Source organism: Arthrobacter sp. ERGS1:01, from assembly GCF_001281315.1.
GTDB lineage: Bacteria > Actinomycetota > Actinomycetes > Actinomycetales > Micrococcaceae > Specibacter.
In genome coordinates, this window is record NZ_CP012479.1 from 2,207,945 (window position 1) to 2,223,011 (window position 15,067).

Genomic DNA, 15,067 nt, shown 5'->3' on the forward strand with positions numbered 1-15,067 from the left:
ACTGTTCATCCCATGTCCTGCGACCATTTGCGTCCGGTTCCCCACGGGGTGCGAGTGTCATGGAGTCCCACAGGCACCACAAGAGATGAGACCCCCGCAATGACCAGCATCAATCGCCGCACCCTCCTGGGAGGCGTGGCCGCCGCTGCCGCGTCCATGGCGCTGCCCGCATCCATCACCCGGGCACTTGCCGCCGAACCCAACGTCCGCACGGGAACCATCAACGACGTCGAGCACGTCGTGATCCTCATGCAGGAGAACCGGTCATTTGATCACTATTTCGGCACGATGCGCGGTGTGCGCGGCTTTGGCGACCCCCGCCCATGGCTCCTGCCCAACGGCCAGGACGTGTGGCACCAGCCGCCTGCCGAGGTTCAAACCGCCCGCTACAACGCCCGCGGCCTGCCGGCCGGGTCCAGCTTCGTGCTGCCGTTTCCGCTCAATTCGGAGCGGACCAGCGAGAATATTGCCGGCACCGACCACGGCTGGAGCAGCGGGCACCTGGCCTGGAACAACGGCCGCTGGGACCAGTGGGTCAACCAGAAGCAGGACGTGCTGACCATGGCATACCTGACGGAGAAGGAAAACAGCTTCCACCGCTCGCTCGCCAACAACTTCACGATTTGCGACGCGTACTTCGCCTCGGTCCACGCCGACACGGCCCCCAACCGGATTGCCCTGTGGACCGGCACCCTCGACCCGCAAAACCGCATGGGCACAAAGCCGAACGGCCCGGGGCTCGGCGAGCGGAACGGCACCAACGGCTACACGTGGACAACGTACGCGGAGCGGCTCCAGGACGCCGGCATCAGCTGGCGCGTCTACCAGGGCGGCACTGGCGTGGCGGGCCAACCCACGGACAACTACACCGACAACTCCCTGGAGTTCTTTGCCAACTTCCAGAGGGCTCAGGGTGCCAGCGGCCCGCTCGTGGACAACGGCGCCTCAACCCACACCCTGGCCGAAATGAAGCAGAGCGTCCTGGACGGAACCCTGCCGGCCGTCTCATGGGTGGTCTCGCCCTACAAGTACAGCGAGCACCCGTCCGCATCCCCCACGGACGGCGCCTACTACATCGACACGGTCCTCGACGCCCTCACCGCGGACCCGGCGGTCTGGGCCAAGACCGCCCTGATCCTCAACTACGACGAGAACGACGGCTTCTTCGACCACGTGGTGCCGCCCATGCCGCCGGTCACGAACCGCCCGGGCACCGACGGCCTGGTCTCCACCTCCCTGGCCGCCAGCCTGGCCGATGAAATCCTCGACCTTGACCTCCACCCCGGCGAGGCAAGCCCGCTGGTGCCCGGCGCCGACCCCCACGGCCGCCAACCCATTGGATTGGGCCCCCGCGTGCCCCTCGTGGTGGTCTCGCCGTGGAGCAAGGGCGGCTGGGTGTGCTCGGAGGTGTTCGACCACACCTCCGTGATCCGCTTCCTGGAAAAGCGCTTCCGCGTGGCCGAGCCCAACATCAGCGACTGGCGCCGCTCCGTGGTGGGCGACCTGACGTCGGCCTTCGATTTCTCCCGCAAGCAGGCCGATTTCCAGGCGATGACTCCGCCGGCCCCGATCCACGGCCAGGGCCGGCCCTTCTCTGTGCAGACCCCGCAGGCCATGCCCGTCCAGGACCCCGGCGTGCGCCCGGCCCGCCCGCTCCCCTACCGTTTCGGCGTCGAACTGGCCCGCGTCAGCGGAACCGAGCTGCGCCTTGAATTTGCCAACCGCGGCAAGTCCGGCGCGTACTTCCAGGTCCGCAACGGCCTGTCCCCCGCCGATGCGCCCCGCCGCTACCAGGTGGCCGCGGCCGACACGGTCCGGGACTCGTGGGCCAACAGCCCCGCCTATGCGCTGTCCGTCTGGGGCGCCAACGGGTACCTCGCCGAATTCAAGGGATCCCTGGCGGATGCCGATGAAGTGGCTGCCGGGATCGACGACGGCGGCGGCACCCTGGTGCTGGTCAACTCCGGAAACCGTCCGCGCAAGGTCCGCGTGGCAAACTCCTACAGCCGCGACAAGGTCCGCAAGGTGACCGTTCCGCCACGGAAGACCGTGTCGGTGGAGATCGACCTGGCGGACAGCTACGGCTGGTTCGACGTGACCGTCACGGATGACGAAGCGGCGGCCTATTTCCGCCGCTTCGCAGGGCACCGGGAGAACGGCAAGCCCAGCTTCAGCGACCCGGCAGCAGGCCTCCGCCGCAGCTAGGGTCCTGGATCGGTGGTACCGGCGGGCACCTCCTGCCGGTACCACCGACGCCGCCCGTCATGTCACCGACTGTCATTAGGTAGGATGGGGCCATGAGCAGATGGCAGCCCGATTCCCGCGGACGCCTCCAGCTGGCCGCGATGGAGCTTTACGTGGAGCATGGTTTCGAGCAAACCACTGTTGCCGACATTGCCGAACGGGCGGGCCTGACCGAACGCACGTTCTTCCGGCACTTCACCGACAAGCGTGAGGTGCTCTTCTTCGGCCAGGACAAATTCCAGGAACTGTTTATCTCCTCGGTTGCCCTGGCCCCCGAGGGCGCCTCCCCCCTGGCAACGATCACGGCCGCGCTCCACGCCGCCGCGCTTGACTTTGAGCCGCGCCGCCGCTGGTCCCAGGAACGCCAACGCATCATCAATACGAGCCCCGGACTCCAGGAACGCGAGCTGATCAAACTTGCCGGCCTCTCCGCGGCCGTTGCCGCGAGCCTGCGTGAGCGAGGGGTGGGCGAACCCGCGGCAAGCCTCACCGCCCAAAGCTGCACCACGGTATTCCACGTGGCGTTCCAGCAGTGGATCGCAGCCGACAACACCCGAACCTTCACGCGTATCGTCGGCGAAGCCCTCGACGCGCTCAAGGCCGTCACGGCGGGCTGAATCCTCGTCAAAGCCCTTGCCGGACAATAATGTTAGTGACTAACATTATTCCCATGGGCAAGCGGGAACGCACCAAGGCACAGCTGCAGACCGTGGCCGTCAGGCTGTTTCGGCTGCACGGCTACGAGGCAACAACGGTGGAGCAGATTGCCGCGGAGGCCGGAGTGTCAGCCATGACCTTCTTCCGGCATTTTCCGTCAAAAAGCTCCGTGCTGTTCGATGACCCGTACGACCCGCTGATCGGTGCGACCGTGGCCCAACAGCCCGCCGCCCTGCCAGCGCTGGAGCGGGCCCGCCGCGGGCTGCTCCAGGCGTGGGCGGAACTGCCCGAACCCGACAGGGATGACACCTGGGAACGCGTGCGGATCGTCGACGCACACCCCTCGCTGCGGGCACGGATGTGGGAAAACAACCAGCTGACCCACCAGGTCATCGTCGCCGCGCTGCGCAGCACCGGCACGCCCCCGCTGGAGGCCGAGGTGGCCGCCGGCGCGTGCCTGGGCGCCATCACGGCAGCGCTCTTTGAGTGGGCCCGCACAGACTCCGGCGGCCTGGGCGTGCGGATTGAGACGGCCCTGGGGCAACTGGCCCTGGCCGGGCAGCATAGTGAGGCACCGAAATGAACCCAACCATGCCCTGCATTGAACTGACCGCCGTTGCCAAAAGCTACGGCAAGGAAGACGTGCTCAGCGACATCAACCTGACGGTTTCCGCCGGTGAGATCCATGCCCTGGTGGGGCTGAACGGAGCCGGCAAGACCACCCTGATGCGCCTGGTGCTCGGCATGACCCGGGCCGGCGGCGGCACCGTCCGGGTGCGCGGGCGCGACGTCGGCAGGCTCACCTCGGCCGAGTGGCGCGGCGTGGGCCACCTCATCGAAACCCCGCTGGCCTACCCGGAACTGACGGTGGAGGCGAACCTGCGCATCGCCGGTCGGCTTGCCGGCCTCACCGCACAGTCCGCGCGGGCCGCCGCGAGCCGCATGGCGGAGGAACTGCTGCTGACGCCCTGGTGGGGCAAGCGTTCCCGCGCGTTGTCCCTGGGCAACCGGCAGCGGCTGGGCCTGGCCGCCGCCCTGATCGACAATCCATCGATCGTGGTCCTGGACGAGCCCACCAACGCACTGGACCCGGCCGGCGTCGTCGCAGTCCGGACGGCCATCACCTGCCGGGTGGCGCAGGGGATGGCGGCGCTCGTCTCCAGCCACCATCTCGACGAGGTGGCCCGCATGGCGAACAGGATTACCGTGATCAACGCCGGGCGCACGATTGGCGGCCTGGAACCGGACGCCCCGGACATTGAGCGGCGCTTCTTCGAACTGGTCTACGCCGATGTGGAGCGGTCGCTGTGAACGCCGCCGCGCAGTGGCGGGCCGCCCTGGCCGTGGAATGGACCAAGTTCCGCGCCGCCCCCGTCACACTCGTGACCAGTGCATTGCTCGTGTGCGGCCTGCTGCTGATTTCGCTGGCATCCGTGCTGGCCGTGGGCGGTTCAGGCGCGTTCGCGGCAAAGGCTGCAACCATCAGCACCGACCGCGGCTGGACCGGCCTGTTCGACGGCGCCACCCAAGTCAGCGCCGTGGCAAGCCTGCTCGGCTTCGGCGTGGTCATCGGGTGGATGTTCGGGCGGGAATTCACCGACGGCACCGCGACCGCCCTGTTTGGCATCCCCGTGTCCCGACCGGCCATCGCCGCCGCCAAGTTCACCATCATCGCGGCTTGGATCGGCACCATGGCGTTGGCCCTGACAGCCGGAGTGCTGGCCGCCGGCTGGCTCCTCGGCTTCCACGCACCCGCGGCGAACGTGGCGGCCCTCGCCGGCCGGCTCCTGCTGGTGACCTTGCTGACGGGACTTTTGGCATTGCCGTGCGCCTGCGTCGCAACGGTGGGGCGCGGTTACCTGGCGGCAATCGGCGCCGTCACCGCCGTCGTCGCGCTGGCCCAGGTGGCGGTGATCACGGGCATCGGGGGCTGGTTTCCCTTCGCCGCACCGGGGCTGTGGGCGGCGGCCGGCGGCGCTGCCCTGGGTGCCACGGCGGTGCTGCAATTGCTGCTGGCGCTGCCGGTTGCAGCCCTCGCCCTGTGGCTGACGCTGCGGATGTGGCGGCGGTTGACTCTGTGAACGAGCCTGCCAACCGAGCTTCCCATGCCGGCTGTTCGGTGTCATTGGCTCCGCATTTGACGGGCGCGCCCGGAAGGGTTACGTTCGTCTTGTTGCAACACCTTGTTCGGTGAGGCTTCTGCATGGACACAGGCCACTGACCTTCCCTGTCGAAAGACACCCCAGGTCAGGACAGGTCTCCCCGGATTAAGGGGTGACCCCAAGTGGCTGCCCCCAGGGCTACGCCGTGCAGTGCCAAAGCTCTGACGAGGAGGTGTTCGCCGCCGGCAGGCCCTTTTTTGCCCTGCCTTGGCGCTCCCCCTGCGTTGCCTCGCCGACATGACAAAACTGACATGACGAACGCGCCGCGGCATGGACCGTGGCACTGACGCTAAGGAGGTGAGGGTTTTGAAACCTGGCCCGCATTCGCGCTACACATCATCCACCCCCACTTCCCGCAGCCTCCCCTCGACGCCGTAGACGGCCATTGAAGGCTGACGGGGCTTTCCCGTGCGGAGTTTTTCATGCCTGCCATTCGTCCCCTTCCCGGCGCCGGAATCCTGCGGCGCCCCACCCTGAACGGGGTTGACCTCCTTGTTGGCGGCGCCGTCCTGGTGCTGCTGTTCGTGCTCGTGCGCCTCGGCCCGGGGCTGAACGCCCCCTTCAACATTGCCAACGCCCCGGCCGCAATCTCCACCGACCCGTCCCACCTTCCCTACTACGCGGCCCGGTCCCTGCTGCGGATGTTCATTGCCCTGGCCGCCAGCGTGGTGTTCACCTTTGTCTACGCCATTGCCGCCGCACGCCTGCGCCGTGCCGAGAAGGTGCTGTTACCGCTGCTGGACATCCTGCAGTCGGTGCCCATCCTGGGCTTCCTGTCCGTCACCGTGACCGGTTTCATCGCCTTGTTTCCGCATTCCACGCTGGGCCTGGAATGCGCCGCAATTTTCGCCATCTTCACCTCCCAAGCCTGGAACATGACCTTCGCGTTCTACTACGCGCTGGTCAGCCAGCCCAGGGAACTGGACGAGGCGGCCCGGCTGATGCGCCTGACCAAATGGCAGCGCTTCTGGAAACTCGATGTGCCGGCCGGCATGATCCCGCTCGTGTGGAACGGCATGATGAGCTTTGGCGGCGGCTGGTTCTTCCTGGCCGCCTCGGAGGCCATCTCCGTCAACAACCACGACTATGCCCTGCCCGGCGTGGGAGCCTATGTGGCCGCCGCCGTCGAACAAGGCCAGCTGGGCCGGGTCTGGTGGGCCATCCTGGCCATGGCGATCATGGTCATCGGCGTGAACTTCCTGTTTTGGCGTCCCCTGGTGGCCTGGGCCGAGAAGTTCCGGCAGGAGGACACCGTCGCCGTCGAACGTCCGCGCAGCGTGGTCCTTGACATGCTGCGCCGGTCCTCGATCCCGCACGTAATCTCCCGCGGACTCCGGCCCGTTGGCCGGCTCCTGGATTCGGGAACGCGGCCCTTCGGGCTGGCCGAGCACCCGCTCCACACCCCCGCCCTGGTGAGGCGCGGCGGGGACGCGGCGTTCGCCGTCGTCGTTGGCGCCATGGTTCTCTACGGCGTCTACGAAGCGTTCACCTTCGTCCAGGGCACGGCGGGACTTGGCGCCTTTGCGGAGGCGTTCGGGCTGGGCACGCTCACCTTTGCCCGGGTCCTGGTGATCCTGCTCGCGGCCACCATCGTGTGGGTGCCCGTGGGCGTGTGGATCGGCATGAACCCGAAGATCAGCCGGCTGGCCCAACCCATCGTGCAGCTGCTGGCCAGTTTCCCGGCGAACTTCCTCTTCCCGTTCGCCATCGCGTTCTTCGTGTTCTCCGGCATCTCGCTGAACTACGGCGGGATCCTGTTGATGTCGTTGGGCGCCCAGTGGTACATCCTCTTCAACGTCATCGCCGGGGCCAGCGCCATCCCCAACGATTTGCGCCTGGCCATGGACAGTCTGCGGGTTTCGCGGTGGCAGCGGTGGCGGAAGCTGATCCTGCCGGCGATCTTCCCGTCCTACGTCACGGGCGGCATCACGGCAGCCGGCGGGGCCTGGAATGCGGCGATCGTCGCCGAAATCGTCACCTACAACCACCAGACGCTGACCGCCTCGGGACTGGGCACCTATATCACCGAGGCCACCACCACCGGTGACTTCGGCAAGGTCCTGGTGGGCGTCATCGTCATGTCCGTCTACGTGGTCGGCCTCAACCGGCTCTTCTGGCGCAGGCTGTACGAGCTCGCCGAAACCCGCTTCTCGCTTAGCTGATTCCCCTCCAGGAGGAACCCATGAACACCACCCCCAAAACCCTTATCAACGTCAGCAACGTCGGCATGGACTTCGCCACCGACGGCGGCCACCTCACAGTGCTCGACGACGTCAGCCTGCGCGTCAACGAAGGCGAAATCGTGGCTCTGCTGGGACGCAGCGGCTCGGGCAAGAGCACCCTGCTGCGCTGCATCGCCGGCCTCGCCTCCCCCACGTCCGGAACCGTCTCCTACAAGGGCGAGATCCTCAACGGCGCCAACCCCGGCGTCGCCATGGTCTTCCAGTCCTTCGCGCTCCTGCCCTGGCTCACCGTCCAGGAAAACGTGGAGCTCGGCCTGCAGGCGCGCGGCGTACCGTCGGCCGAGCGCCGCGAACGGGCCCTGCGCGCCATCGACATGATCGGCCTGGACGGCTTTGAAACCGCCTACCCCAAGGAGCTCTCCGGCGGCATGCGCCAACGGGTGGGCTTCGCCCGGGCACTGGTGGTGGAGCCGGACCTGCTGCTCATGGACGAGCCGTTCTCCGCCCTGGACGTGCTCACCAGCGAGAACCTGCGTGGTGAGCTGATCCGGCTGTGGAATGACGGCACCTTCCCCACGCGCAGCGCCCTGATCGTCACCCACAACATCGAGGAGGCCATCCAATTGGCGGACCGGGTGCTGGTGCTGGATTCAAACCCGGGCCGCATCAAGGCCGAGCTGTCGATCGAGCTGGCCCATCCCCGCGACCGCCGCAGCCCCGCCTTCGAGGCCTTGGTGGACCAGGTCTACGGGATCCTGACCGGCCAGGCGTCCGCCGCCCGCACCACCACCCCGGCCACGCCCTTCGGCGCCGAGCCCACGGAGATTCAGGCGCCCCTGCCCAAGGCCAGCACGGGCGAGCTCGGCGGCTTGTTGGAGCTCCTCAACGCCGGCGGCGGCAACGAGGGCCTGGCCGAGATCGCCGACCAGCTCCGCTACGAACTCGATGACCTGCTGCCTTTGGTTGACGCCGCGCAACTGCTCAAGCTTGCCTACCCGCAGGACGGCCGGCTCCGCTTGAGTGAACAGGGGCGCCGTTATGCGGCCGCGGATGTGCTGCGCGCCAAGGAGCAGTTTGCCACGCTGGCCGTGGAGCAGGCGCCGCTGGTGCGCAGCATTGTCCGCCAGCTTCGGCACAGCGACGACGGCGCCCTGCGGTCCGAGACCGTGCTCGCCGAGCTGCGCCGCGGCTACAGCGACGACGACGCCCGGGCGCAGCTGGACACCGCCATCGACTGGGGCCGCTATGCCGAACTGTACGAGTACGACGCCGATTCCGAGCGCCTGCTGCTGCCCACCCACCCGGACGCCGCCATGGCCGGGCAGCCCGAGCAACCGGCGGCCCGCTAGCCCGGCTTCGGCCGCCACTCGCCGGAATGGCGGCCTTTCAACGCGGGACCAAACAGGTCCCACGGCCCGGAACCGGAGTAAAATGTGAGAGATCCGGTTCCGGGCACCACCACGCCCAAGGGATGAGCCGGGGAGGTGCGATGACTCTGAATACGCCACAGCAGGGACCCGCCGGGCCGGGCCGATCCGACCACGCCCCCGGCATGCGCACCCTGGCGATCCCGCACATGAAGGCCCACGGCTGGGCGCCCGCGGAAATCTCCGCGATCACCCACGTTCCTCCGGCCCTGGTGGAACTGATCCCGGCACAACCCTGCACCGCGCACGGGGCAACGGTGCCGCCGCCGTCCCCAGCCCGACCCAGCTGGTACAGGCGCCACAGGAAGTTCGTGATCTGGGCAGCCACCGCGGCATTCCTCGTTGCCGCCACGGCCGTCAGCATCGTGCTGAGGGCCCCGCTGCTCCCGTTGGCCGCCATGGTGATTGGCGGCTGGCTCGGTCCGCGACGGATCTAGAAGGCCGCCGGGTCACGCACCGACGAGTCAGGCGCTGAGGGTTCAGCCTCTGCCGGATCAGGCGCTGCGCGGACAAGACCGTGCGCTACGCATGGCCCAGGCGGCCAGTGCGGCAACCACAAGTTCCAAAGCGATCACGCCCAGCATGGCTCCCGTGTGGGAGGCCGGCGCGTTCGCCGCCATCCCCATCGAGTCCATCCCCATCGATCCCATGCCGCCGTGCTGCTGCCCTGCCATGGCGCCCGGTGCCAGCAGCAGTGTGGTGTGCACGGCGACCATTACCAGGGCCATGGCAAAGAGCAGTTGCACGGCCCGGTCGTGGCCGCGCCGCCACACGGCAACGGCGCACGGGAGGCACGCCGCAGCCATGAGGACCATCAACGCGCTTTCCCACGGCATCGACCGGTGCGCCCACGCCATCCACAGGTGTGCGACGACGGAGGCGGCCGCGACTGTGGCACACGCCCTGACGCGGACCGTCCCGCCGATCGTCCCCGGCGTCCGGGCGCCCGTCACCTCAGCACTGGCAGTGGTCATCACCGGGCGCCCCGTCGTGATGGCCCGCTCCGGCCTTGATGCCGGCGGGTACGTCCAGCACCGGGCTGCGGTCAAAGAATCCCTCGGGGCGCAGCTTGAACCCGACGGTGTCCACGGGCATGATGGGCCAGTCCTCCATGCGGGGGAAGTGGGTCAGGCCGAAGGTGTGCCACACGACGATGTCCTCGCCGTCGATGGCGCGGTCTCCGGCGATGAAGGCCGGCAGTCCGGCCACGCCGCTGTTTTGGTTGACGAAGTCGCCCGTGGGGTAGCGCTCGTCCTCGGCGAACCGGGTCACCCACAGGTCCTTCGTGGCGAAGGCCGCCCGCCGGGCCACGGACGACGCCGGATCGGCCAACAGCATGGGCTGGCCTTGGGGGTGGAGCTTGTACGCCACCGGTTCGCCCAATCGGTTCAGCGACTCGGGGTTGGAGATCACCCAGGTCCGGCCGCTGCGCATGTCGGCCTCACGGACGGCCTCCTGCTCGGTGGCCAGAACCGTACGCCGGCGGGTGAAGGCGTTGCCGCGCTCGTTGCCGGGGCCCATGGGAACCCGCACCACGTCCTCCTCCTCGACCCGGTTGGCGAATCCATCCACCGCCATGTCCAGGCGGGCGCCGAACAGGTGCTGGTGGTAGGGCGCACCGAGCCCGGGCGCCAGCTCGGACGCGAAGGGGTAGCCCTTTCCGGGGTGTGCGCTGGTGAAGACGACGCCGGTCGCCTTGGCCTCGAATTCGATCGTGCCGTCCAGGTAGAGGTACCAGTAGAAGCCGTAGTCGTAATTGCCAATCGTGGTGAAGAAGGAGATCACCAGGCGGCGGTTGCGGCGTGTGTAGTCGATGCCCGTCCACAGATCGGAGTGCTTGGCCAGGATGGACCAGTCCTCCTCGTGCATGCAGATGCCGTTGCGGATCTCGCGCGGATTGCCAAAGGCGTCGCTGATGACAGGGCTCAGGTAGGTGATCTCGCCGAGGCAGTCGCAGCCGAGCTCCAGCGAGTTCGCATATTGGCCCACCAGGTATTCGCCGGTATCGAAGTAGTTTTGCCAGGACCGCACCGGGGACGGGTCACCGTACGGGACCACCATTTCGGCGATCGAGGCCCGGTTGATAATGGGGCGCCGGCGGCCGGCGTCGTCGAACGCAATGTTGCGCAGGACGATCCCTTCGCGGGCGTCGAAGCCGATGTCCAGGCTCCACTTCTCCCATTCGACGTGGTTGCCGGCCGTCACGGCAAAGCTGGGCCCTTCCGGCTGGGTGATGCTGATGGGCTTTTGGGTTTCCCGCAGCGGGCCCGTCAGTTCCGGGTCCGTGTAGTTGCCGTGTTCGGCCGGAATCGGGACAGCGCCGAAGTCGATGACGGTGTCGACGGTCTTGCTGACGACGTCGACGTAGGCCACGAGTCCGTCCACCGGATGGGCCCAGGGGCTGTCTTCCGGGAAGTCCTGCACAAATGCGAGCCCGCGCAGGATCCGCCTGCCGGATTCCTCCGGGTATTCGAAGACGCCGGCGGACAACGGGGCAACCCGCACCTTGGCGACGTCCAGGTTCCGCGCTGCGAGGGCCGCAAGCCATTCGGGATGGGTGGACAGGATTTCCTCCACCACCTCGAATTCCTCCTCCAGGACGGGAAGTTCCCCGGTTTCGGCGGTATTCAGCTGGACGGCGGATTCCACCACGCCCCGGGTCACCGAGACCACCACGTCGCGGGGCGCGGCACCGGAAACGTCGTGCAGGAAGGCTCGGAAGCGGCGGTCAACCGAGTTCCGGGCGGCGCCCCTCGGCGGGTCGAGCAGGCCGAGGTAGGCGATGCGTGCCTGCTCCCCCAGCAGTCCGGCGGCCTGCAGGATGTCCCGGACCGCGGTGATCTCTGCGGCCGTGGCCAGCGAATGGGGTGTGAGGTCGGTGGCGGCAGTCATGGGCGCCCTTCCAGTAGTTTGGCGGCCGGTGACCGGCCGCACATTTTTTATTCTATGGTTGTAGAGAATACTCACACGTAAGATGCATCACAAGGGCCTTGCCCATAATTGTTCGCCACACCGGCCCGTCGGGGGAGTCCTAGTGCCAAAGATTGTCAATCACGAGTTGCGCCGCCTGGAGCTCGTGGACGCCACCTGGCGCATCATTGCCCGGCATGGCATCGAAGGCGCCACCATGCGGGAAATCGCCACCGAGGCCGGCTTTGCCAACGGGGCGCTCAAGCCCTACTTCCCCACCAAGGACGACCTGATCACCTTTGCGTTCGGGCACGTGTTCAACAGGACCAACGAGCGCATTGCCGAGCGGGCGTCCGGCCTGGTGGGCCTGGACGCGTTGCGGGCGTTTTGCCAGGAGGTGCTCCCCCTCGACGAGGACCGCATCAACGAGGCACGGATCGTCATTCCGTTTTGGCAAAAAGCCCTGACCGACCCCGCCAAGGCCCAGTTGCACGAGCAGTCCATGGACGAATGGCGGGCCACCCTGGACCAACACCTGCGCGCTGCGCGGGACCGCGGCGAAGTTTCGGCCGCCATACGCGACGAGGACATCGTCAACCAGCTGATGAGCATGCTGCTGGGCGCCCAGATCATCGCTGCGATGTCGCCCGATGAACACCTACCCAAGCAATTGACCGACCAGCTGGACGCCTACCTGGAGCTGCTGAAGTAACCGACCGGCGATTGAGGCCGGCGGGGACGGCTCCGATCCGAAACAGGCACTTCTTTATATTCGCCGGTCGTCGAAAAAACGTGACAGCTGCCAACCGAACGGCTAGAGTGGTCAAAAGTGTCGCCCGTCACACTCCGCCCGCCGGGCCATGCACCACCCAAAGGATTAGCAATGTCCGTCACCGCCGCACCCGGAACCGACGCCGCGATCCGCACCGCCGTCGCCCATACTTTTCCCGCGTGGCGTGAGGTCATCTCGGAGTCCTTCGTTCCGCTGCATGTGCGCACCCGCAATTCCGGGCAATTCCACGGCCAGCTCCGCTCCCGCCTCCTCGATGAGTTGTCCGTCGTCGAGGTAACCGCCTCGGGGCACAGCGTGCACCGCACCCCCGCGCTCATCGAAAGTTCACACCGCCCCTACTTCAAGCTCAATCTGCAGCTGGCCGGCAGCGGCATGCTGGTGCAGGACCAGCGCGAGGCCGTGCTGCACCCCGGGGACTTGGCAGTCTACGACACCCACCGCCCCTACACATTGGCCTTTGACTCGGATTTCCGCATGCTGGTGCTGATGTTCCCGCACGACGCCCTGGACCTGCCCGTCGGGGCGGTCGGCCGGCTGACGGCCCGGCGGATGGCGGCGGATCAGGGTCTTGGGCAGATGATCAACCCCTTCATGACCCGGCTGGCCGAGAATCTCGATGTCCTTTCGGGACCCAGCGGCCACCGGCTGGCCCACAATACGATCGACCTGCTGAGTACCTTGTTTGCCGCCGAGTTGGACGGCCCCGGCGACGACGCCGAGCACCACCACGGCGAGCTTTTCGCCAACATTCGCCGCTACATCGAGGCAAACCTAGCCGACCCGGACCTTTCCCCGGCCGCCGTTGCCGCGGCGCACTTCATCTCCACCCGGCACCTGCACAACGTGTTCCAGGAGGCCGGCACCACCGTGGCCAGCTGGATCCGCACCAGGAGGCTGGAGAACTGCCGGCGCGAGCTGCGTGACCCGCTGCTGGCGCACCGCTCCGTCAGCACCATCGCTGCCCGCTGGGGGTTCGTGGACGCCGCGCATTTCAGCCGGATCTTCCGCTCCGCGTTCGGCGAACCTCCCAGCTCCTACCGCCGCACCGGCGGCGGCCACCACTAAGCCCCGCGCCCGGCTGCCGAGGTTGTTCGCCACGCGACAACTTGCCTTCGCGGATCGACAAGACGCCGCGTCGGCACCCCGGCAGACTTGATGCAACGGGCAGCGCCGCCCCGGCCTTGCACCTACCGACTCGAAGTGGAGTTTTCATGGAAACGTACGCCGACCTCCTCACCGCGATTGCGCCGTCCTCCGGCAAGACCCGCACCCTGCTTGACCCGGCCACCGGGGAAGCCGTCGGCGACGCACCGGTGCACGACGTCGAGGACCTGGAACGCGCCGTCGCGGCCGCCGTCGCAGCCCAACCCGCCTGGGCCGCACTGGGCCACGAGGGACGCAGCGCCGCCCTGCTCAAGGCGGCCGACGCCGTGGAACGCAACGCCGAGGAACTTGCCCGCCTGCTCTCCCGCGAGCAGGGCAAACCGCTCAACGGCCCCAATGCCCGCTTTGAGGTGGGCGCCTGCGCCGCCTGGCTGCGCGCCACCGCCACCACCGAGCTGGCGCCGGAAACGGTGGTCGACGACGGCGCAACTCACGCCCAAATCTACTACCGGCCCATCGGCGTCGTCGGCGCCATCGGGCCCTGGAACTGGCCCATGATGATCACCGTCTGGCAGATCGCACCGGCGCTGCGCATGGGCAACGCCGTGGTCGTCAAGCCGTCCGAATACACGCCGCTGAGCGTGCTGGCGCTCGTCAACGTGATCAACGCGGAACTTCCGGAAGGGCTGCTTTCCGTGATTTGCGGCGGCCGCGAGGTGGGCGCCCGGTTGTCTGAGCACCCCGCGATCGGCAAGATCATGTTCACCGGATCCACCGCGACGGGCAAGGCCATCATCAAGTCCTCGGCCGGCACCGTGAAGCGGCTGACCCTTGAACTGGGCGGCAACGATGCCGGGATCGTGCTCCCCGACGCCGATCCCCGGGCCATCGCCGAGGACCTGTTCTGGGGCGCCTTCATCAACACCGGCCAGACCTGTGCCGCCCTCAAGCGCCTCTACGTGCACGAGGACATCTATACCGAGGTGTGCGAGGCGCTGACGGCGGTCGCGGCCGCCGTTCCCATGGGCGTGGGGTTGGATGAGGCCAACGTGCTGGGCCCTCTGCAGAACAAGGCCCAATACGACATCGTGGCCCGGCTCGTGGAGGCCGCCAAGGACTCCGGCGCCAGGGTGTTGTTGGGAGGGAACCCCCAGGAGGGCCAGCCCGGCTACTTTTACCCGACCACCCTGGTGGCGGACATCGACAATGACAACCCGCTCGTGGCGGAGGAGCAGTTTGGCCCGGCCCTGCCGATCATCCGCTACAGCTCCGTTGACGACGCCGTCGCCATGGCCAACGCACTCGACGTCGGCCTCGGGGCCTCCGTCTGGTCCTCCGACCTGGAAGCCGCCCGCAGCGTGGCGGCGCGCCTGCAGTCCGGCACGGTCTGGATCAACAAGCACGGCGCCATTGACCCGCGCATCCCGTTCGGCGGGGCAAAGCAATCCGGCTACGGCCTCGAATTTGGCGTCGAGGGCCTCAAGTCACTGGGTGTCCCCCAGGTGATCAACGGCTAGAGCACCTTCGGACCGCTGGGGCCGTCGTCACCTTCCGTGACGGCGGCCCTCTTGCCATTGCTCCTGCGTT

13 protein-coding genes and 1 riboswitch are annotated in these 15,067 nt (G+C 67.6%); of the genes, 11 read left to right on the forward strand and 2 right to left on the reverse strand.

Translation table 11 applies throughout. The features are described 5' to 3' along the window. Positions 1–99 precede the first annotated feature (99 nt). The 8 genes from AL755_RS13940 to AL755_RS13975 all read left to right on the forward strand — a co-directional run bounded on the left by AL755_RS13940 (position 100) and on the right by AL755_RS13975 (position 9,110). Complete coding sequence (locus tag AL755_RS13940) at positions 100–2,205, forward strand: phosphocholine-specific phospholipase C (protein WP_054011530.1); 2,106 nt, start codon at positions 100–102, stop codon at positions 2,203–2,205. 92 nt (positions 2,206–2,297) lie between these two features. Beyond that, positions 2,298–2,861, forward strand: coding sequence for a TetR/AcrR family transcriptional regulator (locus tag AL755_RS13945; RefSeq protein WP_054011531.1), 564 nt, complete (start codon positions 2,298–2,300; stop codon positions 2,859–2,861). A gap of 29 nt (positions 2,862–2,890) precedes the next feature. Beyond that, entirely contained in the window at positions 2,891–3,484 is a 594-nt protein-coding gene (locus AL755_RS13950) for a TetR/AcrR family transcriptional regulator (protein ID WP_202813513.1), read from the forward strand. Then, the gene (locus tag AL755_RS13955) at positions 3,481–4,212 is read left to right on the forward strand and encodes an ABC transporter ATP-binding protein (RefSeq protein WP_054011533.1); all 732 of its coding nucleotides are present in this window, start codon (positions 3,481–3,483) and stop codon (positions 4,210–4,212) included. The genes AL755_RS13950 and AL755_RS13955 overlap by 4 nt, the downstream gene beginning before the upstream one ends. Beyond that, positions 4,209–4,982: an ABC transporter permease gene (locus AL755_RS13960; RefSeq protein WP_054011534.1), complete on the forward strand. Its 774-nt coding sequence runs from the start codon at positions 4,209–4,211 to the stop codon at positions 4,980–4,982. The genes AL755_RS13955 and AL755_RS13960 overlap by 4 nt, the downstream gene beginning before the upstream one ends. A gap of 94 nt (positions 4,983–5,076) precedes the next feature. After that, positions 5,077–5,242, forward strand: a riboswitch (M-box (ykoK) riboswitch). A gap of 243 nt (positions 5,243–5,485) precedes the next feature. Beyond that, positions 5,486–7,225 (forward strand): ABC transporter permease, encoded by a 1,740-nt coding sequence (locus AL755_RS13965; RefSeq protein WP_054011535.1) that lies wholly within the window; start codon positions 5,486–5,488, stop codon positions 7,223–7,225. A 20-nt stretch (positions 7,226–7,245) separates the two neighbouring features. Continuing rightward, positions 7,246–8,595 (forward strand): ABC transporter ATP-binding protein, encoded by a 1,350-nt coding sequence (locus AL755_RS13970; protein WP_082369314.1) that lies wholly within the window; start codon positions 7,246–7,248, stop codon positions 8,593–8,595. A 140-nt stretch (positions 8,596–8,735) separates the two neighbouring features. After that, a complete protein-coding gene (locus tag AL755_RS13975; protein ID WP_054011537.1) occupies positions 8,736–9,110 on the forward strand; it encodes a hypothetical protein in 375 nt (124 codons plus the stop codon). A 57-nt stretch (positions 9,111–9,167) separates the two neighbouring features. Here the strand turns inward: AL755_RS13975 and AL755_RS13980 are convergent, their stop codons facing one another. After that, complete coding sequence (locus AL755_RS13980; protein WP_150117128.1) at positions 9,168–9,647, reverse strand: hypothetical protein; 480 nt, start codon at positions 9,645–9,647, stop codon at positions 9,168–9,170. Further along, a complete protein-coding gene (locus AL755_RS13985; protein ID WP_054011539.1) occupies positions 9,628–11,565 on the reverse strand; it encodes a primary-amine oxidase in 1,938 nt (645 codons plus the stop codon). Before AL755_RS13985 ends, AL755_RS13980 begins: the two co-directional genes overlap by 20 nt. A gap of 142 nt (positions 11,566–11,707) precedes the next feature. Here AL755_RS13985 and AL755_RS13990 point away from each other — a divergent pair, with 142 nt between their 5' ends. From AL755_RS13990 to AL755_RS14000, 3 genes are all read left to right on the forward strand, one after another. Then, positions 11,708–12,295, forward strand: coding sequence for a TetR/AcrR family transcriptional regulator (locus AL755_RS13990; protein ID WP_054011540.1), 588 nt, complete (start codon positions 11,708–11,710; stop codon positions 12,293–12,295). 171 nt (positions 12,296–12,466) lie between these two features. Continuing rightward, on the forward strand, positions 12,467–13,441 hold the full coding sequence (locus tag AL755_RS13995; RefSeq protein WP_054011541.1) for an AraC-like ligand-binding domain-containing protein: 975 nt from the start codon (positions 12,467–12,469) through the stop codon (positions 13,439–13,441). Positions 13,442–13,587: 146 nt separating this feature from the next. Further along, positions 13,588–14,997, forward strand: a complete 1,410-nt coding sequence (locus tag AL755_RS14000; protein WP_054011542.1) for an aldehyde dehydrogenase family protein — start codon at positions 13,588–13,590, stop codon at positions 14,995–14,997. Positions 14,998–15,067: the final 70 nt, after the last annotated feature.

Excerpts from the sequence above, each read along its gene's own strand:
- AL755_RS13985 (WP_054011539.1), bottom strand. The coding sequence starts at position 11,565 with ATGACTGCCGCCACCGACCTCACACCCCATTCGCTGGCCACGGCCGCA.
- AL755_RS13970 (WP_082369314.1), top strand. The coding sequence starts at position 7,246 with ATGAACACCACCCCCAAAACCCTTATCAACGTCAGCAACGTCGGCATG.
- AL755_RS14000 (WP_054011542.1), top strand. The coding sequence starts at position 13,588 with ATGGAAACGTACGCCGACCTCCTCACCGCGATTGCGCCGTCCTCCGGC.
- AL755_RS13950 (WP_202813513.1), top strand. The coding sequence starts at position 2,891 with ATGTTAGTGACTAACATTATTCCCATGGGCAAGCGGGAACGCACCAAG.
- AL755_RS13945 (WP_054011531.1), top strand. The coding sequence starts at position 2,298 with ATGAGCAGATGGCAGCCCGATTCCCGCGGACGCCTCCAGCTGGCCGCG.
- AL755_RS13955 (WP_054011533.1), top strand. The coding sequence starts at position 3,481 with ATGAACCCAACCATGCCCTGCATTGAACTGACCGCCGTTGCCAAAAGC.
- AL755_RS13965 (WP_054011535.1), top strand. The coding sequence starts at position 5,486 with ATGCCTGCCATTCGTCCCCTTCCCGGCGCCGGAATCCTGCGGCGCCCC.
- AL755_RS13940 (WP_054011530.1), top strand. The coding sequence starts at position 100 with ATGACCAGCATCAATCGCCGCACCCTCCTGGGAGGCGTGGCCGCCGCT.
- AL755_RS13995 (WP_054011541.1), top strand. The coding sequence starts at position 12,467 with ATGTCCGTCACCGCCGCACCCGGAACCGACGCCGCGATCCGCACCGCC.
- AL755_RS13980 (WP_150117128.1), bottom strand. The coding sequence starts at position 9,647 with ATGACCACTGCCAGTGCTGAGGTGACGGGCGCCCGGACGCCGGGGACG.
- AL755_RS13975 (WP_054011537.1), top strand. The coding sequence starts at position 8,736 with ATGACTCTGAATACGCCACAGCAGGGACCCGCCGGGCCGGGCCGATCC.